Raw genomic sequence first — 25534 nt, forward strand, 5'->3', positions numbered from 1 at the left:
GATTCACTTAGTGTTTGCATGGCAGCAGACACTGATTAGTTATTTTTTTTATAAAACGCATGAATGATCACAAACTCAGTCACAGGGATATGACTGAGTCTGCTCTACCCTAATAATTTCATCATTCACTCTCATTACCTAATTATCTCTTCCACCCAATACCATCACACCCTCCAGGTAAGCAGTATTAGCCCTGTTTTTCTGTCTGTCGTTGTCCACTATAAATGGTGCGTACCGTTTGATCAGTTCTGACTCAGAAGGCGCCCCCTAAACCAGATCTGCTTGAAATCGCCATCCAAAGTAAAAGTTGGCAGATGGCGTACATCACCACTTTGATACTTCAGAACCAAGCTATAACCATCGAATTCATAGTGTCCGGTATCATCCTCACCTGCCAGTTGTTTTGAGCGTTTCCTGTTGCTTTCAAGCATACGACCATTGACTTTGATCAACTCACTATTCTGATTCGTAAAACGCCCATCCCGGCTGAATTGATCTCCCCAGGCCGTTGTCGACACGAAATCCTCACCGTCATAGGTGGTAGAGGCAATCCACTCGCCCTCTAGCCGGGTTCCCGCTGGAATCGGTTGGGTTTTGACCTGTCTGCCCCTCGGGACCACATAATGGGATCGATCTATACTCCAGGCGAAACTGTAGCGCTCTCCGTCGTGTTTCCACCATCCCCAGCGATCGGGCTCCCGATTTTGCGACTTAGCCACATCGAGCTGATTGGGCGCCACAGGGAGGCCATCCATCACCCGACCTTTTTTAGTTAGCAGGTAGATCTCTTCATGTAGTGGACTGTTTCCCTGAGTTTTGGATTCCTCATAGACATAGAGGATGGTTTCGATCTCATCCAGTGACAGACCGTCCCCCGGATTGGTGGTATAGGCGTAGCCTTTTTCCTGTTTCTGCTTTTCGAGTTTTTTACGCTGACTAGGTGAAAGCCTGTCAACCTCCCCTACCCAGTTCAGCCGATACTCGGCAGGTGAGTCGTAGGCATAGATAACCGGTTTGCCGGTTTTTGTACTGGTGCCATAGACACAATAGTCTTTGTATGTTTCCATGCTACTGGTAAAAGGGTCTCGCATATAGAGTTTGCCAAAACGCTCGGAATAGGTGTAATAGCCGGATTTTTTCTTTTTGAAATTTGGAAATTCGTACTCACCGGTTTCATAGAGGATGACGGTATAATCCCCACGCGCCTCTCCACTCACGGTTTTTTGTCCGACATAACGTCCTGCTCTGATTGAACCACCTTTCTTTACACCACGGACCTTCGGAGTACCTGTCTCCAGATCCAGTCCACGCCACTCCGCCTTGGCGTTGGCTATCTCATCCTGATCCATCGCTTTCAAAATGGTGTATCCCTGATCCTTCAGGACCTCAGACACATTCTCATCTATCATGATCATGGCGAGTCGTACATAGAGCAGATCTGCGCTGAAGGCCACCGCACCCAACATCCCAATTGAGCCATCACTACGACGAAACTTGCGAAAACCGAACGAGCGGTTAAAACTCTCCCGGGTAAATCGAGTCAATTCACCAAGCCACTCGCCCTGGGGCGCCCGACTGGTCTCCAGTTTATTGGTCAGCCAGGATTTAACGCTTTCACCTTCGAGCAACTGCTTCGGATAGTACTTGACCATGATGTCCGCATTCTGGTTCACCGGTTTGAAGAGTATGGTTTTCATTGCATGGTCGTCATACCGGTTCCACCCGGCTGGTATTTCAATCGCTGAAACCACTCCGCTTATGAGTAACGCTGTAAAGAGTAATATCATCCTGACCATATGCTCGTTCCCTGATGCTGTGTGCCAAATCTGCAAATCTTAGATAGCGTCTATTTACATGAATCAGCTATTTTTTGGATAAGTATCCACCTTCGAACCAGATACCTGAGAACCGCTCATTGAGTGCGAATGTGGGCAGGTATTTAACAACACCACTATCATATTTCAAAACCAGGGTGTAACCGTCGAATTCGTAGCTGCCTATGCGGTTTTTGTTGGGGGGCCGTCGAGTGCTGGATCCACCACCTACGGTATTGCCAATTATGTTTACTGCGGAGAACTCATCTGCGCTATGCGCTGTTACCAGAGGCCCCACACCCATCGATCCACCGGCCTGTTTTGTATTTCTGCGGTAGCGTTTGAATCGCCCGTTATCATCCAGATAGACCCCCCAGAAAGAGACATCGGAGAAGTCCAGGCTGACAAAGCTTGAGGAGCTTCCCCAATCCCCACTCAGGCGCGTACCGGCCGGTATCGGCAGTGACCTGATCTGTCTTCCGCTTGGTGCTTTAAAGTGCTTTTGCTCGATATTCCAGGAGAATCGATAACCATCATCATCCTTTTTCCACCAGCCCCACCGGCCAGGCTCCCGACTTCTGGATTTAGCCACATCCAGCCTGGCCGGAGCGACAGGTAATCCATCCCTGACCCGCCCATCTTTCATCAACAGATAGATGGCTTCCTCGGTTTTGTATCCGCCATAGTTATAGACATCCTCATAGGTATAGAGAATGGTCTCGATCTGATCGTTGCTCACACCCTGACCAGGTTCAGTGACATATTGATAGCCTGGATCATCTGCGCGTTTCAGACTTTTGAGCTGTTTACGCTGCCGGGGTGAGAGACGGTCGACCGGCCCAGCCCATCTCAAGCGGTACCGATGATTGCCATCTCTGGCGTAGATCATCGGTAGTTCGAGACTCTGATTGAAGCCATAGACACAGAAATTCTCATCAGCCCGATAACTGCTGTTGTAAAAATCATCCACCAAGTTGAGCCGGCCATTCGCCTGCGAATAGACAAAGTGTCCCGATTCGTCATAACCCCCGGTAAATTCATACTCACCGGATTCGTAGAGCACAACCTCATACAAACTCCTGACCTCATCGTCCCAGGTTTTTGATCCCACATACCGTCCTGCTTTGATCCGCCCCCCCAGTTTCATGCCCTTGATCTTTGGCGGATTGGTTTCAAGTTCCTTTTTGCGACCCTCGTTTACAGCGGCGTTTTTTTCGACATTATAAATATTGGTCAGAATCTGAAAGCCCTGCTTGATCAGGTTCTTATTCGGATCGTTTTGAGCTTTGATCATGATCGCGAGACGGACCTGATCGCGGTCAGCGGTTACTGCAACCGCATGAAGCTCTCTCAGCTCACCGTCATGACGCTTGAATCGACGTAGTGCATGGGCGTAGTTGGCGGTATCCCTTACCACTTCCGCATCCCCCTGCCATTCACCATTTGGTGCTTTTCGACTGGAAACCCTGATCCCCAGCCAGTCACTGATATCGGAAGTGTCCATGGATTCTTTTGGATAGTATTTAATTAAAATATCTGCATTGGGATCCTGCGGTCGAAAGACCTGAGCATGCTTTGCACTATCGTATTGTTGCTGCCAACCAGAAGGCAGGTCAGCAGCCAGACTGTTGGACAGAAGAAAATAAGAAAAGAGTATTGCAGCCAGCCATTTACCGACTAACGCATACAGAGTGATTAACAACGGTGAGCGAATCCTTTCCACCTGAAATATCCTTTTAGCACTACTTTGCTAATCGTGAGGAGCTGGAATTATATTTCCATCCTGCATCAAGTACAAACGTCATCAAACATAATCAAGCATAATCAAACAATGTTCTACAGATGCGATTATGCAAATTCTTTTGACATTCAGTCTCCGGTTTGATCAAGCGTAAGACCCATGAATTCCTGCCAGACATCATTTGGCTGCCAGCTTGGCAACATCACTTTTACCGCTTCTTCATGTGACAAACCGTGCACCAGTTTTTGATAGTGATAGAGAAAAGCCGACACGCGTTTGTTGACAACACAATGTATCCAGACTTTTTTGTCCTGAACCCCCTCCATGATTCCAACAAAGGTTTTTAAGTGTTCGGCATCGGGGGCATCAAAGGGCACGGGAATGTGCACATAGCTCATCTTTCTTGCCATGACGATATAACCTTCTTCGGGAATCGCATGATCCGAATTCGGCATGGCAAGATTGATCACAACCTTAAAGCCGGCTTGTGCGATCGCTTTAAACTGCGCCTCATCCGGTTGCCCGGAAGAGGCGATCCGGTCAGATATCCTTAGGTAGTTTATGATGTTCTCAATAGCCATTCTATATTCTACTGCTGTAACCGTTTCAATGATTCCAATACTGCGCGATGAACACACTCAAGACGCTGGATCATTCATCTGCTATGGCCACTGAACTCAGCCAGTTGTTCATGTGACCAAGCTACAGAGATTCACAATTTTTTTATCGTCGTATTTCATCCCGTCAATCAACTGCAGCTCCTGAATATCTCATATCAATCGATTGTTGAACACGATCCCAAACTGGCATAGGGAATATCACTTCAGAGTACCTGTTTTGATTTATTTCAGTCGCTTGATTCAGCTCAAGTCCTGTTCCCATCTTATCAATCGGCATTGATCTTTCGCCGTCTGTTGGTCAATACTTGCCAATTTTCATGAAATTACTCTAAAATAGACCAGTAATTCATTGATTTAATTTTGAATATCTAAATTAGCAAGTCATGTTTTCAAAGCATTACACCATTCTGGCGGCTCTTCTACTCTCACTCATGATGTCGCTTCCTGCCGTGGCAGCCCAGGGTTACGATATCTCCTATGTCTGGTCGCGCAATCTAAGCAGCGTTCAGGATTACCGGGACCAAGTCGCCCATATTCTAGGCCCCAGAGTCGCCAAGCATCTGAAAGTCGTCACCAAAGGTGACCTGTATGGCCTGGTCTACAGGCGTAACGGCAATAACGAATCCACGTCACGGGTGGTTAAATCCCATTCGAAACTGTTGCGCGCCCGGGGGCTGGATGCTGTAAGCCCGATCAAGGCACGCAACTGGCAACTCGCAGGCACTGCGGCCCTGCCCCAGAAAATCGAGCCTACCAGCAAGCCGGTCAAGACGGTTTCACAACGCAAGCAGATCCAGGATCTGGAAACGGCCGTGGAAGCCTATATTAGTGAGTTGCGTCGTAGCGGCAAGATCGCCAGAGACGAACGTACCGGTTGGTCCGTATTCGACTTCACCACAGGTAAGAAGCTGGTCACCATCAACGAGGATACCCAGTTCCAGGCTGCCAGTCTGGTCAAGCCTTTTATCGCAGCCGCATTTTTCCATAAAGTGAAGCAGGGAAAACTTGTGTATGGGCCGAAAAGCCGTCGCCACATGCAACGCATGATCCAGCACTCCAACAATCCCTCAACCAATTGGGTGATGCGACAGGTAGGAGGCCCGAAAAGTGTGCAAAGGATTCTTGAGAAGCACTATCCGGCGATCTTTCAGGATACTCGGCTGATTGAGTATATTCCCGCAAACGGACGAACCTATAAAAACAGGGCGTCGGTACATGACTACAGTCGATTCCTGTATGCCGTCTGGAACAAAAAGATCGCCGGCGCCCGGGAGATCAAGCGTCTGATGGCCCTGTCCAGCTCCGACCGCATCTATACCGGGGTGCCTGAAGTCCCCAAGGGAACCCGTGTCTACAATAAAACCGGCAGCACCGCGCGAGTCTGCGGCGATATGGGGATTTTAAGTGTCAAAGGTGCAAATGGTAAGCGCTATCCCTACATTCTGATCGGCATCATTGAAAAGCAACGCAGTGCCCAGAACTATACTAGTTGGATACGTTCACGCAGCGAGATCATCCGAAATGTCTCCGCGATTGTTTACAAGGGAGTCATAGCCCAACATAACGGAGCTTAAGACTTTTCAACTACCGCTCTCGCTTGTATGGCAGATTATTGAGGAATCCTGGTAATCAGTTTTTTAATTTGGCGCGATAGCCTGTTCAGCTAATCGCCAGTGTAATTAGAGTGTGTTCGCCTGACGCTCAAGTGAGATTCAGCCGATGGTTCTTTTTAATCACCTCTGACAGCTTCTTAGGCACCCCAGCCTTTGCTGCATAGCGGGGCCAATCGGCCACCGTGTCGGTGATCTGCTGGATGATCCTTTTCGCCTCTGGCCTGAAGCGCTCTGCCGGTTGTAACAGATCAGCCAAAGAGAAGTCATCCCGCTTGCCATTCAGTGTCAACTGATGACTGTTGACCCACTTCGAGTCCGCTCTGTAGCTGTAGGCGAGATCGAAAGCCGGCGCCAGAGTCCAACTGCCATCGCGCTGCATCAGAAAACCAAAGTTCTTGGTGTGATCATCCTGATTGCGCGCCACGATATTGAAAACCATCCGCCGGTAGAGTTCCAGCGCTGTCGGACGATTGAAACGTAAACTGCGCAATACACCGAATAGCGCTTCATAGCTGTAGTGGCCAGGCTGCCTGTAATCCGCATGATCCATGGCACAAAGCGACTGGTAGTGAAGCTTTCGATTACCGTCCCGATCAAATCGTCTGGTGAGAAAATGCGCCCGATCCCCTTCCTGCAGTAACTCACACTCAGAGATATCAATACCGACCGCCCTGGCCATCAAATAGTAGGCATATTCCATCCGGCCATATCCCTGAGGATCCCCGAATGTCTGCTGGGATCGGCTTGACTCTACAATCCCATCGAACTTAAGCAAATAGTGCTCATATCCATCTTCCAGCGCCACCTGACCACTGCGAATTCTACGCCGAGCCTTGTCTACGGCAACAACCGCCTTTGCACGGGCTCCACCGGCTGAAGTCCCGACCTGAAACAGGGTCTCGAGACCATTTGTGTCCGCATCCAGCTGCAGATTGGCACGACCATCGATCACCTTCTGCGCCATCTCTGCCAGACTCTCAAGATTGAGCTCCCCATCTTTTCTGGGCCGATCACCCGGTTGCGGAAAATACTCCAACGCGCCCATGCCACGCTGCCCCATATACTGCAGCCGCTCAACCGGGGTGAAGGAGCCCGGATCCCTCCCCTGACGCGCCAACCAGGCATCAATCACGGCGTTACCGAAATCATCCGGCAATGAATCGGCAAAGGCGGCCGGTAAACCTTTGTAGGTAGCCCGGTTCAACTCGGGAAACTGGAATTTTCGATCACTGAGCGGCAGATGCAGTGGTGATAGCTGCAACCCACTCTCGCGCCACGATTTGGTGTATTCAAATGTGCCCAATCCATTCTGCTCATCAAATGCCAGCGCACCAACCAGTTCGCCCCACAGCTTCACTTGAGCTATCTGGATCTTATCTACCATCCCAGATCATCCTTTACATCCTCCATCCGAACGGCCTCTTCTTTTGCGGGTGCAGCCCGCTTCCGCTTACGTCCCTTGAGCTCCATCAGCATCAGTGGACTTAACGGGGTCTCAGGCACAAAAGCCTCCACCAGTTCCAGCTTACCCAATACCCGCAAAATCCCGATCATGGTCTCGAACTTGCCATGCCCCTGGATCGTCGAGCGGTAGGTTTTTGCTGTTATACCCAACTGATCCGCAATCGTCTTCTGGGTTATATTGGCTTCAAGACGCAACTGTTCGATGCGCTCCCCCACTTCCGATGCCAGCGCTCGATCACTCATCCTATAAAGGTTTCTAGAGGTCATTTTTTTCCTTTTATAGAGACTTCATACATATTAAAGGTATATTATTACCCAAGATTAGCCATAAGCAAACGTAATTTCAATGCAAAATGGGTACTTTTTTACCTATTTTATAGTAATATGACGTTTATGGGTATATTATTTCCCTTTTCTTCCATTATAAAGTCTGCAATTTGTTGAATTGGCAGCAATTTCACGCTTGGTGCGGGCTTACAAAACCATCACCCATACCCCATCATCTCCCTGTTGCCAAAACCACAAATAGAGTAATTTTCAACTCAGGACGACTCGCTTTAAGCCTCTGGCTTTTCCTCTTCAGTTGGCCATATCCCGGATTTGGAGATGACGCTGCAATATCCAGTGGAATTCAGCCGATTGTCTCAGCCCGGTCCCAGGCGGAAGCGGTTACTGACTGACTGTTTTCGGTGTATTCGACGACAAAGTACGATTATCATCAGCAGATTGAGCCAATAACCCAGAGCACTTTTTACAACACCATGAAACCTTTCAACCCTTCTGTTTCGCAACTTTGCACTGGATCTATTCTCATAACCTTGTTTTTATTTTCAACACCTGTTTTATCTGATGCCTTCCAGACCGCACTGGTAACAGCCGCATTGGAACGTACCCAACACAGGGTGCGATATGATGGCTCCTACTATTCGATTCCCTACCCCGGTGGGGATGTACCCTCCAACATCGGAGTCTGCAGCGATGTAGTAATTCGCAGCTATCGTGCTTTAGACCTGGATCTGCAACAGCTTGTGCATGAGGATATTGCCAAACATTTCAGTGAATACCCTTCACAAAGAATCTGGGGATTGACCCGGCCCGATCCGAATATCGATCATCGACGGGTTCCGATTTTACAAACCTTCTTTAGCCGACACGGCATCGCATTGCCCGTGACTCAAAATGCCGCAGACTATCAGGCCGGGGACCTGGTGACCTGGATGTTACCGGGGAACCTCCCGCATATCGGCATTGTCAGTAATCAACTCGATCAGGGTAGTCGCACCCCTCTCATTGTGCATAACATTGGTGCCGGTCCAGTTGTCGAGGATATTTTGTTCCACTATCAGATTACCGGGCACTATCGCTACTGGCCTGATCGCTAGCCTGGACCAGAGAGTTCTCGGATTGGTTGATTGATCCATTCAATTCCCCGACATTCGTCGGGATGTCGATAGAAAATCTTGCAGTTTCGTCTAGGCTTGGGCCTGTAAACTCTATCTGACGTAAGTTTTGGCATCCTCTGTGAAGTCGGATACATCGGTAGAGGTCTGACCATGAAAGATCTCGACTTTCAGACGCCCCTCCTCTAACAGCTGAACCAGTACTACTGCATCGATAAACGTGTAGTTATCCATCTCCAGCCCCTGAGTGAAGCTGGATCTGTCCCAGGGAATGCCATTGTCGTAGTAGTCGTAGCTGACCAGGTCATACTTGACCAGACCACTTGAGATTGAGACCTCTGCCGGATCCGGAGTGTTTCCAAGCACCCCGAACTGTTTTTGCTCACCCGCATAGTCGCCGAAAGAGGCGATGATGTGGCTTGGAACGATATAGTCATAGGCAAAAGAGAGATGCCCCAGCCAGTAGTTGTTTTGGTCCAGGCCGGCATAGCCGTTGGTATTCTCTTCGAACCAGTTACCCACGAGTCGACCACTGATATCATGATCGATCTTTCCACCGATGGGTTCTACCGTACGCAGGGACTTGGCCATCAGGGCCGCACGGATGGTGTCGTTAAAGTAGTCAAATGGGTCCGGTGTGTGAATCTTCCAGGGCTCTGCATTGTAACTACCGGGATTGATGAATCCCGTCAGGGTCATGTTGTAATCCACCAGATTGTAATCCACAGAACCGGAATAGCTGCCCAGAACCTCCCCTGCAACGACAGTGATGCTGGTGTTTACGTATTGACCATCTGTCGGCGCGAATGGAGTCAATTTGTCAGAAAGATTATCCACATGGATGTAGATCGATTGCAGATTGTTTGCGTGATCGACAACAAACCTGTAGTCATCGTTATGGAAATTCCCCATGTGCTGAATGCTGGTCACTGTACCATCAGCCGGAGCATAGACATCGATCACCACGGCTTCATTCTCACCGAAGTCCGGGGCCACATAGTATTGGTGATCGATTGGTGTGACATGATTACCGATCATTCCACCGAGCGGGAGTATGAACTCAACCTTCGACAGGTCCAGTGGTGGGAAATTGAAGCTTGTTGACTGATCGTCTGTATCCGGTGTTGTCTCATCCACTGTGTCGGTATCAGTCTGGGTATCGCTGTCACTACTGTCGCCACTTCCACCACCACCTCCACAACCGATCGTCAATAAAAGAAGCACGCCCAGTAACCAAACAAATTTTCTTTTAGCGTTCTGAATTACGCTCTTGGAGGTGGGCATGGCGTACTCCCCTTATGCAGTTCTGCTAACCCTAATGGAAGTATAGACCTACCTTTTTTATGGTTTTTGAGTATCAGGCAGCAGATCATTTCTCCCCATTAACCCACCCTCGGAAGATCAGTTGAATCTGACCTAACCACTGGCTATGGCCACTTTTCCATCACTCCCGACGAACAACTTATAAGCGTTTATTACTGTGCGACAGCGACAATCAACCCGGGTTGCTCGGTCAAAATCGAGACCCGCCAAATTGGCATATTAATTTTCTTTAAATAACAGACATTTACCAAACCCCCCATGGTTTGGCACGACAATTTGTCATGTTATTGGTTTGCGTTGGCTTTCTACCGTTTAATTTTTTTCCATAGTAGACAAAGGGATATCTGCACCATTCCATATCTGGCATAAGGATTGCTGTTTTCACATGAATCAGTTCGCACGTTTGCCATAAAAACCAACATAACAGCGTGTTGTGCCATTCGGGCTTGCTTACTGCCAACAGTGAATCGATGCCGACTGGCATCGTGTCCTGTTACGAAATCAAGTGATAACTGACACAGGCCATGGGGAGACCTAGATGATTAAACAGTGGCTCAATCGAATAAAGCAGTGGTTGTTCTGCGATTATAAGAATCAGCAGAAGTCTGACCTGAAAAGCTCTGATGAGCCCAATCCAGTCCGCAGACGACTCTTCAGGCAGGCAGCCATCGGTGCAGTGGGTGTCACCGGAACCGCAGGCTTGGCGAAGAGCGTTGTCGATGCTGTTCCAGAGCCTGACTTGAAACAGAAATACCATCGAGATGCCACACAAGGAGAGACAGAACTCAGTCAGAGAGAATATGTGGTAATGACCAACCAGGAGAAGGAGGCAATGCTGCAATCGTTCATTGACAACTATAACAATAAAACCTGAGCAGCATGAGCTGGTTCACGCCTATTTGATAGCCACTCGATCAGAGGACAACCATGCCGAAACAAGATTCGAGCAAAACAAAAGATAACAAACTCACCAGCCGCCGGGATTTCCTGCGCAGTGCGGGAAATTATACGGTGGCCTCACTCTCCGGTGCAGCAATGCTGCTCTCCGATCCGAAACCGGCAAAAGCCAATGTGACATGGGAGGAGCACTTCCAGAAGAACTATCGACTGATGACGGACGAGGAGAAACAGCAGGCCATCGAACGACTCGAGACCCGCTATTCCGAAGAGTACGGTAAGCAGGTAACGGTCGATGGCACGCCCTCCATTGAGGGAGTTCTGTTCGGATATGCACTGAATATCCAGAAGTGTATCGGTTGTCGTCGATGCGTGAAGGCCTGCGTGGCCGAGAATAATCAGTCTCGCGGAGATGAGCAGCAGATCGAGTGGATCCGGGTATTACGCATGGAAAAGGGAAAGTTTTCAGAAACGGACAGGGATCAACATGGTTATCCGGAATCGTTTGGCGTTCAGGTGGGCGGTAATGCCTACAAACCAGCCGGTGTTGTACTGGAAGGCCAACACTACTATGAACCGGAACAGGTTCCGGAAAAGGACGCCTTCTATTTCCCCATGCAGTGTATGCAGTGTGAGAAGCCGCCCTGCGTCAAGGTCTGCCCGGTACGAACAACCTACCGGGACCCGGATGGTATTGTCGTCATCGACTACAACTGGTGCATTGGCTGCCGCATGTGCATTGGCGCCTGCCCCTACTGGGCAAGACGTTTCAATTGGGGTGAACCCAATCTACCCAAGGAGGAGATGAATCCTGTCACTCACTATCTTGGTAATCGTCCACGTATGAAAGGGGTTGTCGAGAAGTGCAGCTTCTGTGTGCAACGTACCCGCAAGGGCCGCTGGACAGCCTGTGTCGAGGTCTGCCCGGTTGGAGCCCGCAAATTCGGCAATCTGCTGGATCCGAACAGTGAAATCCGCAAGGTTCTGGCCAAGAAGAAGGTGTTCCGTCTGCGAGCAGACCTCAACACCTATCCAAAGTTTTTCTACTACATGGATTAATGGGAGACCCCATAATGCGCTTTCTTCAGTTTGTGGTCGATTACCTCAAGGCAGGATTTACCGGCGGTCTCCTATTCTGGGCCTGGATGCTGTTCCTGCTGTTTTTCATCATGCTCTGGGGTTATGGCGAGTATGTACAGATCGCCAATGGCATGATTGTCACCAATCTTAACGATCAAGTCAGTTGGGGATTCTATCTGGCCAATTTTGTCTTCATGGTGGGTGTGGCAGCAGCTGCAGTGACCGTGGTTTTTCCCGCCTATGTCTATAAACACAAAGAGCTTCATCGGATCGTGGTGCTGGGTGAAATGATCGCCATTGCGGCGGTAGTCATGTGCCTGCTGTTTGTGATTGCACATATGGGAAGACCCGACCGACTCTGGCATTTACTGCCGGTTATCGGCATTTTCAACTTTCCGCATGCCATGCTGACATGGGATGTGATCGTGCTGAATGGTTATCTGTTGTTGAATATTATTGGAGGCTATTACTACCTCTATAAGAAATATAGTGGCGGTGAAATCAATAAATCCTTCTATCTGCCGGTTGTCTATATTGCCATTGTCTGGGCATTGAGTATCCACACAGTGACTGCATTCCTGATCAATACCATGCCGGCACGTCCCATGTGGTTCCATTCAATGATGCCGATCAAGTTCATCACCACCGCTTTTGCTGCCGGACCATCACTCATCATTGTTGTGTTTTTACTGGTACGCCGTTTCACCCCCATGAAAATCGCTGACGAAGCCTTCCATCTACTCTCCCAGATTGTGGTTTGGTGTCTTGGTATTGCACTGTTTCTGACCATGTCTGAGATTGTGACTGAACTCTATCCCGCGACCGAACACTCACTGGGACTGCAATATCTGATGTTCGGACACAATGGTCTGAATAGTCTGGTGCCCTTTTTCTGGACTGCACTCTCCCTGATGGTGGGATCCTTCATCCTGCTGCTGATCCCCAGGATAAGAAAAAACCTAACGCTGCTGCCGTTCATCTGTATTGCCGCATTCATCGGCATTTGGGTCGAAAAAGGTATGGGATTGATGCTGCCCGGCGTGATTCCAACCCCGGTTGGCGAGTTCGCTGAGTATACCCCAAGCCATATTGAATTGATGGTGGTGGGTGGTATCTGGGCAATTGGTTTCTTCCTGCTTACCTTCATGCTGAAAGGTGCGGTGGCGGTACTTCAGGGAGAGGTTCGTTACAGAACCGAATCCAGCAAACAGGCCGTTTCAGAGCAGCAGGCAGAAGCGGCAACCTGAGTGAATGAAGCTTGGAATGAACAGGCATACTCGATTTGGAGAAAAACATGACATGCTATCGAAATCACCAGACACTCTTTGGTTTATGTCTGCTGCTTTTTCTATTCACCAGCCCTCTGCTGGCCACAGAAAATCAGACTGACCAGGAGTGTTTCGAGAGCCGGGACGGCATGTCACAGGTCAGGGTTCGTGAAATCAGCCCTGGGCTGGTGAATGTCAAGTGCTCATCAACCACCGGAGGGGTTCTCTGGTGGGGTGATCCGTTCGCAGGCACTATTCCCATGGGAGATATGGATATCGAGGCAGACTACTCCAATGAACAGGCGGTGGTGAAACCCCGTGAGCCAGAACTCGATAAAAATAAAATGCTGACCATCTGCAGCATGGCCTGTCATGACGGCAATTATGTGCCGATTCCCCATAGCAAGACTCCACGCCCACTTAAAATGCATCTGGACACGGTACCGGATGCCATGAATCTCAAGCATGGTAAGGGAAACATCTGGTGTCTGGATTGTCACCATCTGGTGGAACGTACCAAACTGATTGACAATTTCGGATACTCAATCAGTTTCAACCAGCCCCAGAAGCTGTGTGGAAAATGCCATGGACAGGTCTATCGGGCCTGGCGGGATGGTCTTCATGGCAAGCGTATCGGCATGTGGGACAAAGGAGGAAAGAAACGCTGGTGGGTCTGTACTGAATGCCATAATCCACACGATGTTGAACAGAAGGATAGAAACTCAGGCTTTGCTCAGCTACGCCCGGAACCGGCGCCTAACCTGCCCAAGGGAATGGTCAATGCGAATCACGAACGGATGCATCATGGTTCACACCCGGACGAAACAGGTCATGAGTGATGCCACAGGCTGAATCTATGCATTCACATAACATACGATGAATCCAGTGTTTATAGAGCAAGGCTCGTTTACCCCATACTCGGATCCTATCCAGTTTATACACGGAAAATTGTCATGATAAGTCAACCCAGAATGATCAGCGCAACTCTATTTATCGTCCTTTTTATATTACCGGTCTATGCACTGGCTATGGATGCAGCGGCGCTCTATCACGAACGAACCTGTATTGCCTGCCATGGTGCCGATGGTAAGCAGCCGGTGATGGACGAATATCCAAAATTAGCCGGCCAAGCTGAGGCCTATCTATTGACACAAATGAAGGATATTAAGAGCGGCTACAGAACAAATGCACATTCTGTCGCGATGAAGAATGTTATGCACCTGGTGAGTGACGAAGAGATTGCCGTGTTGGCAAAATGGCTTGCGTCACTGTCTGAATGATTTTTAGATCCAAACAGCACCAATTGGTTGAATCATCTGCATCAATCAGTCCAGACGTCATCAACCAAAGCAGCAACCTGTTGATAGTAGGTATCGCGGTCCAACCCGAGGATGGTTGCACCGAAAATTTCTGCATCGTTGGCCGTAGCGAGATCGCCATAGTTGACCAGCACCAATTGATAGAGGATGAGCATAGGAAGATCGTCATGTCGATTTTCAAAAGAGTTATGCAGCATGATGGTGTAACCATCTTCGGGATTCTCCGAGACTGGTTCAGTTCTGGCAAACATACCGGGCTCGATACCCTCGGAGACAAATCTGAGCTCTACCGGGTAGCGGACGGATTTTCGATCCTCAAGCATCTCAAGTACAGTCTGGTAGTCAATTACCCGATCATAGCGTCCGCGTATCTCTTCCGCTTTTTCCCGGGCGTGCAGCGAGACAGCACTGTGGACGACTTTCCCCGCTCGTTTTTTGACCTTGGGCTTATGATCTGTCATGACAATCTCTCATTAGTTTTTCCAACAAGGATAACCTATGCCTGAATACACTCTGAAGTTTAGCGAAGATCCTGTAGAAGAATCCAGACTTCGCACCATGGATGAGATAAATCAGTTCATTCGCATGATGGATGGAAAACCATTGGCCGTGGTTACCCTTGATGATATGCAAAGTGATCTGTGGGACACAGAGGGTGATGTGGACTATCAGGATCAGTACGGAGAGCAAATCATCAGCCAGATATCGGATGATGACACTGAAACGTTACTTATCAGAAACAGTAACGGACTCCCCCTGGCATTGGGAGTGAAAAATCATACCCATGGCTGGCAAGGCCTTGGCATTGAAAAACGGCTTCGTTTTGAAGTCGCCAGAATGTTTCAAAGCGATGAGACAGAGTTCGATTGAGTACAGAAATTATACAGATTTTTGTTAGCCTCAGAGGTTGATATGAAAAAATCAAAATACATTGGTAGATCCAGTTTTCTTCTGATCGCCACAATAGCGATTTCCAGCGCTTATGCAGAGAATTCAGATGGCAATATTGCCAGTCTCTATCTGGCGAAAGCGTGTGCCGGTTGCCATGGAGTGGATGGCAGAACGCCAACAACACCTTATTACCCAATCATAGCTGGGCAAAACGAAGGGTACCTTTACAATCAGATGAGGGATTTCAAGAACGGCAGTCGGTCAAACAGTATGTCAAGTGTGATGAAGGGCATCATGAGCGCAGTCAGTGAGCAGGAGATACGTTTCATTTCAGTTTGGCTAGCCAAACAGTAGCTATCTCGATCAGCTTGCTTTGTAACTATTTTCATCTAACTCGTAGCGTTTGATCATACGATAGATACTTCGCTCACTGATACCCATGACTTCGGCTACTTTGCCCCGACGCCCGGAGTATTTCTTTAACTGATAGGATAAGTAGTGTGCTTCCAGTTCCTCCATGGAAGGATCGTGATCAAAACTCAGAGTGACAACTCCTTCACTCTTGCCAAGTATACGGCTAAATGAAAAATGCTCAGGCTTAATGATCTGTCGGTCACCAGAGAGAATAATTGCCCTTTCGATCACATTCTTCAGTTCTCTGATGTTACCTGGCCAGTCATAGGAGACCAACGAACGAATCGCGGATGAAGAGAGGTTTTTGATAACGCGTGTCGAGAAATTGTGATTACTTACAAAGTGCGCAGCCAACTCCGGTATATCGTCACGCCGGTCCCGCAATGGTGGTATAATTATATTGAATGCATTGAGCCTGAAAAACAGATCGGAACGAAAGTTACCTTCAGCCGACATGGTTTCCAGATCCCGATTCGTAGCAGCGACAATTCTGACATTTGCGGTCAGATCCTTGGTACTCCCCAATCTCCGGTATTGCCCGGTTTCGAGTACACGCAAAAGTTTGGCCTGACCACTACTGTTGATTTCACCAATTTCGTCAAGAAACAGCGTGCCGCCCTCTGCCCCTTCGATCAGGCCCTTCTTCTGCTTGTCAGCGCCGGTAAATGCGCCTTTTTCATGGCCAAACAATTCTGATTCAAACAGGTTTTCCTGGAGCGTACAGCAGTCAACGGCAACATAGTTGTGTTTTTTTCTATGGCTGTGCGCATGGATGGCCCGTGCCACCAATTCCTTACCTGAACCACTCTCGCCCTGTATCAATACAGTAATATCGTTAGGCGCTACAGCACCGATCATCTGTTTCAGTTCAGCCATTGCAGCACTATTTCCAACCAGGGAGGAGTTGCGCTGAATACTCTGCTCCAACTGCCTTTTGCAGAACATATGGTCTCTACGCAAGGCGGCATTATCGAGTGCCCTCTCAACGGTTATTGTCAATGTATCGAGACTGACCGGCTTTAATATATAATCCACCGCGCCGGCTTTTATGGCGCTTACGGCATCGCGCACCGATCCAAATGCAGTCAAAACAATAACTGGATAGTTGACCGATATATTTTCAATATACTCAAGACTATTGGCATCTGGCAGACGGGCATCAGTAATAATCAACGATGGCTCATACTTTTCCAGGTAGTCCATTACACTGTGCCAACGACTCAGCCCTTCCACCTCATAGTCCAAATTAGACAGATGCTGTATCATCAGAGTCCTGAGTGTATCGTCATCCTCTACTACTACGAGTTTGGATTTCATCTATCCCCCTCCAGTTCGTTCTGAGCATTCGGCAGTACCACAGTAAACACACTGCCAACAGAAACTTCACTGGTCACATTTATGGTTCCACCATATTTTTCTACTATCGCCAAACTGATTGAAAGACCTAAACCCGTACCTCTGACATCGTCGGCACGACGAGAGAAAAATGGATCAAAAATATAGGGCAAATCTTTCGGCCGGATTCCAGCACCGGTATCAGAGAAAACCATCTGAACCTTATCCTCAACCACCGAGCAGGAAACCGTTAAAATGCCACCACTCGGCATGGCATGAAAGGCATTCTGCGTGAGATTGAGAGCTACCATCCTGATTTCACTGTCAGAGGCCAGGACCCTGAGGGTCTCATTCTCATACTTCTCTTCAATTGTGATGTTCGCCTCATCTGCCTGCCATCTGATCAGCGCAAGTGTGTCATTGATAGCAGCTGCAACATCAACCAGCTCCAGGTTTTCCTGTGGCAAGGCACCCAGCTTCAACAACTTGCCGGTAATCTCAATACAGGTATTGATCTGATCATCAATCAGTTCAAAATTTTGTTTGATGTCATCCGTGAAGTTGTTTCTGACGACAATCTCGTTCTTGGTGGCATCCATTGCCAACTTAAGTGATGCCAGAGGATTATGAATCTCATGAGCCACACCTGTGGCTAGACGCCCTAATTCTGAGAGTTTCTGTTCCTGGGAATATTTAACCGCTTTTTCAAGATCACGAATTGATTCAACAATCAGGGTCTTCTCCTTCCCACCTTGCCGAATCGTCATCGGCGCCGCAAAAATCTCCACCTCAAAGGTTGTAAGATCCAAACGGTGGTGTTGATGCACCACTTTGATCGGCGTTTTGCTCAGCGACATTTCATGAATCGGGCAGTTGATCAGCGTCGGCGGACAGGGTTTGTTACCGTTGTGCGTGACACCGTAACAGGTTGCACCGACTTCCAATCTATCCTCAAGCCTGTGTTGTTCACAATAGGCTTTATTGACGAGCACAACTTTGAAGTTTTCATCAATAATCCTGATCCCGTCCGGGATGGCATCAACCAGTGCCTGCAGGAATCCCCGCTGCTCCTCCAACTCAAGCATTTTCTCATGCAACCGCTCCGCCATCAGATCGAAGGTAGAGCCGAGTCGGCTGAGTTCATCTGATCCCTGCATGTCGACCCGGGTTTGTAAATTCCCACCCGTCAACTCCTGACTTGCACTCGTGAGCTGATTGACCGGTCTGAGAACATGACTGTGTATGAACCACCAGCCACCGACCAGGTTGAGAATCACAATCAGGGATCCTGCACTCATCAGCATCAGGGTGGTAGTACTTACCTTGTGTCTGATTGGGCTGGCGTCGTAGTCGACATAGAGTATACCGTTGATCGGATTCTGCTCAGCTGGACCATGACACTCTTTACAGGCTGGCTTGTTGTGTACGGGATTGATGCTGCGCAGCAACTCCTGCTGTGACTCATTCTGTATGAAGCGGGTTGATTGAAGACTCGCCAGGTAGGGGGATTCCAGTTTTTTACCAAAATCCCCTTCACGACTGCTGAAGCGGATCTCACCGGCCGGATTGGTAATGAAAACCCTGACGATACCCTTTTGCTCCCCGAGTTTATTAACCATCTCACTCAACCCGGGCAAGTCTCGCTTGAGCATGGCATTCTCCAAGGAAACCTGCAGCAATTTGTTGACTTGGTTGGCGGTATCCGCTCTCGCCCCTTCCAGTTCCGATTGATAGATCGGTATGTAGAGCAATAGAAATACCAGGGTACTTATGACGAGACCTGATGTGGTACCGAGTATGAATTTTCTATTCAGGCTATCGCTTATCCAGTTCATCACTTGTAACAACTCAGTTGCTCAGGATCAGATGTTCTGATTGTAATATTAAAAAAAACCCGTTTTTCTGACAATTTGTCATGTTTCCAGGGAGAATCCAACGATTCTTTTATCCTTGAAGCCTCAAATCTAGGTCTTTGGCTTGTGTTTTGCTCATAAATTGGGAATCTGAACGCCATACCCTATCTGAAGGAGGAGCAAAAATGAGAAAAAAAAATACAATTTCCGATTTCCACATCACAATCCAGCTGTTGTGGGTCTTTTTATGGTTACCAATTACGGGCTTAGCGGAACCGGCCAAGAACCTAAGTGAGTCGCTACGTGAATCCCTGCAGCAGCAGGGATGGCAGGAGTACACCGCTGCGGATGGCAGTGTTATCTATCATCAACCGAAAAAAGAGATTACCACTGACATTCCGTCAGGAAACAGAGAAACAGCTGAGATACGTAAGTTTGGAGAAGCGTTGCAGAACCATGGATGGCAGGTTGAATGGGATTCTGATAACACATTGACTTTGATCCCTGCAACGACCACTTCTCCCTCCGCTAAGAGCCCGGATCCAACACCACAGATATCCACAGCTCCGTCTGAGGCTATGAGAAGCAATCTGCCAAGTGACTTGTCAGGTTTTAAATACTGGAATATCGAGCGGGATCAGCGAGGAGCACTGCTTTTTCACCCAGTGGATATTTCTGCATTGAAAGAGCAAACCGAAGCAGCTACAAATATTCAACAAACAGAGTGCCGCATTGATCAATTCCAACTTGCCAGTGGGTCATTACCGGTTGATCAATGGTCTGAAGCACAGGATGTTGCAAAACAGTGGCTCAATACAGTGGGAGCAACGGGGCTTCAGGTGGGCCGTATCCGTAAAATAAATCGCATCTATCTGGTCAGTATTGTTGGAGAATCAGCACCCTATCCACTGAAACACCAATTGGCAATTCGTGCTTCTGATGCTTCTGTCGTCCTAATTGAGTAGTGAGAGAGATAGAATGCCTTAAATATAATCCCTCTCTATCTAGGGCCTGTTAACAGTAATCCAATACGTCCTGTTGTGTCTGGCTGAGGTTCAGTTTCCCCAGCACGACAGAATGGGTGTGGTGTGGTTGTCATCGGGGAAAAAAGGATAACAGCACTGAATGAAGGAACAGCCAAACCCTCCCCGCTCTTGATTGACCCTTTTTCATAAGCAACAGAGTCGATAGGAATCTTCATATCGGGCCCTCACAATAGGCATGACGTGTGGTTGCTGAGCACCATCCTTCCACTCCCCGGCTTGGGTCCGCCTACAAATCGCATAGGGCTAACAGCCATGTATGACGAAATGTCAGTCATTCAAAATCTTATCCAAAGCTGAAATGTAAACTGCAAAATATCGTCTAAGCGAATGAAAAATAATATTTAAATTCTGTCTCAATCCAAATCCTTCACGATTATGCAATCGCAACATGTTTAAACCGACTCACGACAGCATGACAAATCGTCAGAGTAATAGATTCAGCCGTTATCTGAGATAGAGCTTTAAAATCGAAAAAAACCCTTAGAAATCAATAGAGAAAATCTAAAACCTACTCACTGGCATAGCCCTTGCGTTGTAACTCTTGCCAACCCGTACTGATAACAAAGACGAATCGAGGAGGGTTTTAGAATGCGGCTGTTAGCTACTGCCTGCACTGGTCTGTTTGTACTACTTCCACTACAGCTCATGGCTGGGTATCCCGTAGCCGGTCTAGAGCCTTCCAAACGACCAATGAATGCACCGGTCATGAAACAGGTATCGCGTAATAAGGCTTGGTACCAATCATCCTTGACAGGCGTTCAACAACCCTACCCCAGAAGTATCCACTTCCTTGACAACCAAGGTAACTGGTACACACCTTTCACCCGCCCAGGCATGAGAGGTCCATATGATATTCGTCAATGGCATCAGTAGCGTTGGTATCAAATAGAACCAAGCTCGATTGATGTGGCGACTACAAAGCAGTGAACGGTTCTTTATTTAAGGTATAAAAATTTACTACAACTAGAGGCGAAAATTATGAAAATTATTCGAATGCCAAACCTGAAAGGAGTGATCAAAGCGATGGGGATGGTCGTAGCACTTGCTGTTGCCCCACTCGCTAGCGCAGGCATGAGCGGCATGTCCGGTATGAGTGGCATGGATGGCATGTCCGGTATGGGCGGCATGGGCGGTATGTCCGGCATGGGCGGTATGAGTGGCATGGGCGGCATGTCCGGTATGAGCGGCATGGGTGGTATGTCTGGGATGAGCGGCATGGGTGGCATGTCCGGTATGAGCGGCATGGGTGGCATGTCCGGTTACTTCAAGATCACGCCACAGGGACAGATTTTCTTCTATCCAGCTAGTGGTATGTCCGGTATGAGTGGCATGGGCGGCATGTCCGGTATGAGCGGCATGGGCGGTATGTCCGGCATGGGCGGTATGTCCGGCATGGGCGGTATGAGCGGCATGGGCGGTATGTCCGGTATGAGCGGCATGGGCGGTATGTCCGGCATGGGCGGTATGTCCGGCATGGGCGGCATGTCCGGTATGAGCGGCATGGGCGGCCAGTGGGTTTGGGTACCTGCAGGCATGAGTGGCATGTCCGGCATGGGTGGTATGTCCGGAATGGGCGGCATGAGCGGTATGTCCGGAATGGGCGGCATGAGTGGTATGTCCGGAATGGGCGGCATGAGCGGTATGTCCGGAATGGGCGGCATGAGCGGTATGTCCGGAATGGGCGGCATGAGCGGTATGGGCGGCATGAGTGGTATGTCCGGAATGGGCGGCATGTCCGGTTACTTCAAGATCACCCCCCAGGGACAGATCTTCTTCTACCCGGCTAGCGGCATGTCAGGCATGAGCGGTATGGGTGGCATGAGTGGTATGTCCGGTATGGGTGGCATGAGTGGTATGTCCGGTATGGGTGGCATGAGTGGCATGTCAGGTATGGGTGGCATGAGTGGCATGTCAGGTATGGATGGCATGTCAGGCATGAGTGGCTGGCGTTAATCGACTGTTATTGACTGGAATACCCAGTCATAACACTCCCCAGAGCGCAGGGATGCGCTCGAATCCAATTAATCCAATTTCATATTTTCCAATAGGGCTTCATCTGAGGAAGATCTAATGATTTTACCCATCAGGACCTTGATTCCATTGTTACTGCCGATGCTGCTATCAATTGATCCGGCTTTTGCCCGTGATATTGGTCCTGAAGATTATGAACGATCACGTTGGCATCCAATTCATTTCAAACCTAATATCGATAACGCAAAAGATGAACAGTGTCTCAGCTGTCATCAAGAAATACTGGAGAGGAAGGTACTGAATCAGTCACCGGCAGGTATTACTTCGACAGAGGTTTTAGCCTGGTATCAAACCCTGTCGACCTATGAAGGTGAACAGGAGACCTTTCATCGCCGCCATTTGGTGACACCGCTGGCAACCGAGCTGATGGATTTGAAATGCAATACCTGCCACCAGGGTAACGATTTAAGAGAAGAGGCGGTGATACCGCCTGACCATAGCAACCAGGATCTAACACTTCGCAAGTCGGTCAATCCGGACATCTGCCTGATGTGTCACGGGGCGAATGCCTACGAGTTGATGGGCCTTCCCACTCCTTGGACGGAATCGCGAAAAAACTTTCAAAACAACTGCCTTCTCTGTCACTCCTATATCCGCACTGAGCGGCACCAGGTCAATTATTTGAAAGCGGATGCCATTGAGGCAGCCGGTAAAGCAAATTCAGATGTCTGTTACGGCTGCCATGGTGGTCGTCAATGGTATCGCATTGCCTACCCCTACCCCCGAAATCCCTGGAAAAGCATGTCGAAAGTCACCCCAGGATGGGCCAGAGATAGACCAACCGAATCGGAGCCCAGGTTCCGGAAAGAGATCCAGCAGGCAGCAAACTAGCAACCGCTGACAGCGTGAGGTACGGATGAGTATAGAAAAACTGACCCAGAGTCTGAAGGAGCGATTGAATCTCTCCCGGCGTTCTTTCCTGAAATCTGCCGCCGTGGGTGGCGCATCATTGACTGCCGGTGGTTTGGTGGAAATGAAGACTGCCAAAGAGGCCAAAGCATTTGCCTACGAGCCCTATCCGACAGACGATCAACTCGAGACGGTGGTAACCAGTTGCGCCCATAATTGTGGTTCAAGGCATATGTTGGTCGCCCATAAGTGGAAAGATGTAATCGTGCGTCTCTCTACAGACGATGGTCGCTACCAGCGGAATGGCCACTTCGGTAAGGACGATAACGAAGAACCGCAACTGCGTGCCTGCCTACGAGGACGCTCCTATCGACAACGGCTCTACTCGGCTGAGCGCCTGCTCTACCCAATGATGCGGGTTGGCGAGCGGGGTGAGGGTAAATTCAAGCGCATCTCATGGGATGAGGCCCTGACGTATGTAGCCAGCAAAATGGTCGAGATCAAGGACACTTACGGTCCTACCGCTCTGGTGGATCAAAGTTACGCGGGCGCCTCCTATGGCGTGCTGCACAAATCCGATCAGATCGAGGGCCTGCTCGGCCGCTTTCTGGGTATGTTTGGCTGTCGAACAAGCTCATGGTCGGTGCCCTCCTACCAGGGAACCACCTTCAGCTCACGTATGACCTTCGGCACCATCGAGGATGGCAATGAGGATGATACCTTCGCCCATTCGAAACTGATGATCATGTGGGGTTGGAATCCCGCCTACACTTTCCATGGCGGCAATACCTTCATGTACATGCGCATGGCCAAGCAGCGCGGTTGTAAATTTGTCTTGATCGATCCCCAATACACCGACTCTGCTGCTGCTTACGACGCCTGGTGGATTCCGATTCGACCCAATACGGATGCGGCGATGATGGCGGGCATGGCCCACTATATCTTCACTAACGATCTGCATGATCAGGAGTTCATCGACAAATTCTGCCAAGGCATGGACGCTGGGACAATGCCGGACTGGGCCAAGGATAAGGAGAATTTCAAGGACTATATCCTGGGTAAATATGACAATGAACCCAAAACGCCGGAATGGGCCTCGAAAATCTGCGGTGTGTCGGCCGAAGACATTATCAAACTGGCGGATATGTATGCCCGTACCAAACCTGCGGCACTGAAGGCATCATGGGCACCGGGAAGAAATGCCTATGGTGAGCAATACAACCGAATGGCTGCTGCCCTGCAGGCGATGACCGGTAATATCGGCATCCTTGGTGGTTGTGCTGAAGGTGTTGGCAAGGCCTGGCATGCCGAAGCAGTGGCATACCCTTACGATCAATACTCCAATATCTGGTTTCAATCCATAAAATCTGATCGCTGGGCCCACTGCGTACTCAACTATCCTAATGTAAAAAGAGAAGAGATCGGACTATGGCCCCGGCAGGATAATACCGACGGGCAGATCCCCAATATCAAAGGCATCTTCTGGCAGGGATCCGACTGGTTCAATCAACTTACCAATATCAATAAAGAGATTGAGGCGATCAACAAGTTGGAACTGGTGGTCTGCATGGACTCTACCATCACTCCCTCGGGCTTGTATGCCGACATCCTGCTCCCCATAGCTACGCACTTTGAGCGCCATGATGTGGCACTGCCCTGGTATAAAGGACACTACTACATCCATCGCCCCAAGGTGATAGAGCCGATGGGTGAATCGAAAACCGATTTCCAGGTATTCACTGAACTTGCCTACCGGATTGGCGGCGATGTATTCGGCCAGGCCTTCAACCCAAAAGCTAACCGCGACTATTTTCACATCAATGACAATGTGGATGAAGCCTATCTGAAAGAGTGGTGGGACAAGAAAGTGATAGGTCACCAGCATGTGGATATGTCATGGGATGAGTTCAAACAACGAGGCGTCTACAAATTCAAACTCGACCAACCGCACGTTGCCTTCAGGGAGCAAATAGAGAACGGTAAAGCGTTCCAGACACCTTCCGGCAAGATTGAAATACTGGCCTCCCAATTGGCACAGATCACCGACTGGAAAAAAACCATGTATGGTTATGAGATCCCCTACATACCTAAATGGATCGAGCCCTGGGAGTCGCTGAACAGTCCAAAGACCAGTGAATTTCCCTTTCACCTGATCTCACCCCACCCTCGATGGAGAACCCACTCCATATTCAACAACTGCAGCTGGTTACGTGAGACTTACGAACAAGAGGTAACACTGAATGCCGCAGATGCGAAAAAACTTGGCATTAGAACCGGTGATACAGTTGAAATCTGGAACAAACGTGGCCGGGTTGTGGTACCGACCTATGTTACAGAGCGCTGCATGCCCGGGGTGGCAGTACTGCATGAGGGAGTATGGATCGATCTGGACGCTGAGGGTGTCGACCGGGCGGGTAACCCGGACATGTTGACCCTGGACGAGCCAAGTCCAGCCGGAGCATTCGCGTACAACACCGTATTGTGCAATATCAAGAAAACCGACCTGGAACATCGGCCTGGTTGGGACCAGTTGGCCACATCCCGAGCACATGTGTTTAGGCGTGACCTTTAGTCCT

At 49.2% G+C, this 25534-nt stretch carries 23 protein-coding genes; 13 read left to right on the forward strand and 10 right to left on the reverse strand.

Features of this window, described 5'->3' with window-relative positions; translation table 11 throughout:
* Window positions 1-242: 242 nt before the first annotated feature.
* From AC4IE8_RS00900 to AC4IE8_RS00915, 4 genes are all read right to left on the reverse strand, one after another.
* Window positions 243-1697, reverse strand: coding sequence for a hypothetical protein (locus AC4IE8_RS00900; protein ID WP_068987251.1), 1455 nt, complete (start codon window positions 1695-1697; stop codon window positions 243-245).
* A gap of 166 nt (window positions 1698-1863) precedes the next feature.
* Complete coding sequence (locus AC4IE8_RS00905; protein WP_490790069.1) at window positions 1864-3537, reverse strand: hypothetical protein; 1674 nt, start codon at window positions 3535-3537, stop codon at window positions 1864-1866.
* Window positions 3538-3683: 146 nt separating this feature from the next.
* Window positions 3684-4136 (reverse strand): protein tyrosine phosphatase family protein, encoded by a 453-nt coding sequence (locus tag AC4IE8_RS00910; RefSeq protein WP_490790070.1) that lies wholly within the window; start codon window positions 4134-4136, stop codon window positions 3684-3686.
* A gap of 163 nt (window positions 4137-4299) precedes the next feature.
* Complete coding sequence (locus AC4IE8_RS00915; protein ID WP_490790071.1) at window positions 4300-4452, reverse strand: hypothetical protein; 153 nt, start codon at window positions 4450-4452, stop codon at window positions 4300-4302.
* A gap of 106 nt (window positions 4453-4558) precedes the next feature.
* Here AC4IE8_RS00915 and AC4IE8_RS00920 point away from each other — a divergent pair, with 106 nt between their 5' ends.
* Window positions 4559-5749, forward strand: coding sequence for a serine hydrolase (locus tag AC4IE8_RS00920; RefSeq protein ID WP_490790072.1), 1191 nt, complete (start codon window positions 4559-4561; stop codon window positions 5747-5749).
* A gap of 127 nt (window positions 5750-5876) precedes the next feature.
* Here the strand turns inward: AC4IE8_RS00920 and AC4IE8_RS00925 are convergent, their stop codons facing one another.
* Together AC4IE8_RS00925 and AC4IE8_RS00930 are read right to left on the reverse strand one after the other, a co-directional pair.
* A complete protein-coding gene (locus AC4IE8_RS00925) occupies window positions 5877-7172 on the reverse strand; it encodes a type II toxin-antitoxin system HipA family toxin (protein ID WP_068987249.1) in 1296 nt (431 codons plus the stop codon).
* On the reverse strand, window positions 7166-7495 hold the full coding sequence (locus AC4IE8_RS00930) for a helix-turn-helix domain-containing protein (protein ID WP_083225833.1): 330 nt from the start codon (window positions 7493-7495) through the stop codon (window positions 7166-7168). The genes AC4IE8_RS00925 and AC4IE8_RS00930 overlap by 7 nt, the downstream gene beginning before the upstream one ends.
* 575 nt (window positions 7496-8070) lie before the next feature.
* Here AC4IE8_RS00930 and AC4IE8_RS00935 point away from each other — a divergent pair.
* The gene (locus AC4IE8_RS00935; protein ID WP_490790073.1) at window positions 8071-8634 is read left to right on the forward strand and encodes a DUF1287 domain-containing protein; all 564 of its coding nucleotides are present in this window, start codon (window positions 8071-8073) and stop codon (window positions 8632-8634) included.
* 111 nt (window positions 8635-8745) lie between these two features.
* Here the strand turns inward: AC4IE8_RS00935 and AC4IE8_RS00940 are convergent, their stop codons facing one another.
* Window positions 8746-9936: a M23 family metallopeptidase gene (locus tag AC4IE8_RS00940; protein ID WP_068987246.1), complete on the reverse strand. Its 1191-nt coding sequence runs from the start codon at window positions 9934-9936 to the stop codon at window positions 8746-8748.
* 577 nt (window positions 9937-10513) lie between these two features.
* On the opposite strand from AC4IE8_RS00940, the gene AC4IE8_RS00945 reads away from it, so the two are divergent.
* From AC4IE8_RS00945 to AC4IE8_RS00965, 5 genes are all read left to right on the forward strand, one after another.
* The gene (locus AC4IE8_RS00945) at window positions 10514-10849 is read left to right on the forward strand and encodes a hypothetical protein (protein WP_490790074.1); all 336 of its coding nucleotides are present in this window, start codon (window positions 10514-10516) and stop codon (window positions 10847-10849) included.
* Window positions 10850-10902: 53 nt separating this feature from the next.
* Window positions 10903-11931, forward strand: coding sequence for a 4Fe-4S dicluster domain-containing protein (locus AC4IE8_RS00950; RefSeq protein ID WP_068987244.1), 1029 nt, complete (start codon window positions 10903-10905; stop codon window positions 11929-11931).
* A gap of 14 nt (window positions 11932-11945) precedes the next feature.
* On the forward strand, window positions 11946-13199 hold the full coding sequence (dsrP, locus tag AC4IE8_RS00955; protein ID WP_068987243.1) for a sulfate reduction electron transfer complex DsrMKJOP subunit DsrP: 1254 nt from the start codon (window positions 11946-11948) through the stop codon (window positions 13197-13199).
* A 47-nt stretch (window positions 13200-13246) separates the two neighbouring features.
* A complete protein-coding gene (locus AC4IE8_RS00960; protein ID WP_490790075.1) occupies window positions 13247-14059 on the forward strand; it encodes a hypothetical protein in 813 nt (270 codons plus the stop codon).
* Window positions 14060-14173: 114 nt separating this feature from the next.
* The gene (locus tag AC4IE8_RS00965; protein WP_083225832.1) at window positions 14174-14500 is read left to right on the forward strand and encodes a c-type cytochrome; all 327 of its coding nucleotides are present in this window, start codon (window positions 14174-14176) and stop codon (window positions 14498-14500) included.
* A 41-nt stretch (window positions 14501-14541) separates the two neighbouring features.
* On the opposite strand, the gene AC4IE8_RS00970 is transcribed toward AC4IE8_RS00965, so the two are convergent.
* A complete protein-coding gene (locus AC4IE8_RS00970) occupies window positions 14542-15000 on the reverse strand; it encodes a hypothetical protein (protein WP_068987241.1) in 459 nt (152 codons plus the stop codon).
* Window positions 15001-15037: 37 nt separating this feature from the next.
* Here AC4IE8_RS00970 and AC4IE8_RS00975 point away from each other — a divergent pair, with 37 nt between their 5' ends.
* On the forward strand, window positions 15038-15409 hold the full coding sequence (locus AC4IE8_RS00975; protein ID WP_068987240.1) for a hypothetical protein: 372 nt from the start codon (window positions 15038-15040) through the stop codon (window positions 15407-15409).
* Window positions 15410-15451: 42 nt separating this feature from the next.
* Window positions 15452-15784, forward strand: a complete 333-nt coding sequence (locus tag AC4IE8_RS00980; protein WP_068987239.1) for a c-type cytochrome — start codon at window positions 15452-15454, stop codon at window positions 15782-15784.
* Window positions 15785-15793: 9 nt separating this feature from the next.
* Here the strand turns inward: AC4IE8_RS00980 and AC4IE8_RS00985 are convergent, their stop codons facing one another.
* The gene (locus tag AC4IE8_RS00985) at window positions 15794-17161 is read right to left on the reverse strand and encodes a sigma-54-dependent transcriptional regulator (protein ID WP_068987238.1); all 1368 of its coding nucleotides are present in this window, start codon (window positions 17159-17161) and stop codon (window positions 15794-15796) included.
* Entirely contained in the window at window positions 17158-19014 is a 1857-nt protein-coding gene (locus tag AC4IE8_RS00990) for a sensor histidine kinase (RefSeq protein WP_490790076.1), read from the reverse strand. Before AC4IE8_RS00990 ends, AC4IE8_RS00985 begins: the two co-directional genes overlap by 4 nt.
* 203 nt (window positions 19015-19217) lie before the next feature.
* Between AC4IE8_RS00990 and AC4IE8_RS00995 the strand changes: the two genes are divergently transcribed.
* The 4 genes from AC4IE8_RS00995 (at window position 19218) to AC4IE8_RS01010 (ending at window position 25530) form a co-directional block, all read left to right on the forward strand.
* The gene (locus AC4IE8_RS00995; RefSeq protein ID WP_068987237.1) at window positions 19218-19997 is read left to right on the forward strand and encodes a hypothetical protein; all 780 of its coding nucleotides are present in this window, start codon (window positions 19218-19220) and stop codon (window positions 19995-19997) included.
* A 1059-nt stretch (window positions 19998-21056) separates the two neighbouring features.
* Window positions 21057-22031, forward strand: coding sequence for a hypothetical protein (locus AC4IE8_RS01000; RefSeq protein ID WP_490790077.1), 975 nt, complete (start codon window positions 21057-21059; stop codon window positions 22029-22031).
* Between the two features lie 117 nt (window positions 22032-22148).
* On the forward strand, window positions 22149-22940 hold the full coding sequence (locus AC4IE8_RS01005; RefSeq protein WP_068991868.1) for a hypothetical protein: 792 nt from the start codon (window positions 22149-22151) through the stop codon (window positions 22938-22940).
* Between the two features lie 25 nt (window positions 22941-22965).
* Window positions 22966-25530 (forward strand): molybdopterin-dependent oxidoreductase, encoded by a 2565-nt coding sequence (locus tag AC4IE8_RS01010; protein WP_068991871.1) that lies wholly within the window; start codon window positions 22966-22968, stop codon window positions 25528-25530.
* The last annotated feature ends 4 nt before the right edge of the window (window positions 25531-25534 follow it).

This window comes from Candidatus Thiodiazotropha sp. AKAK2, from assembly GCF_058244685.1.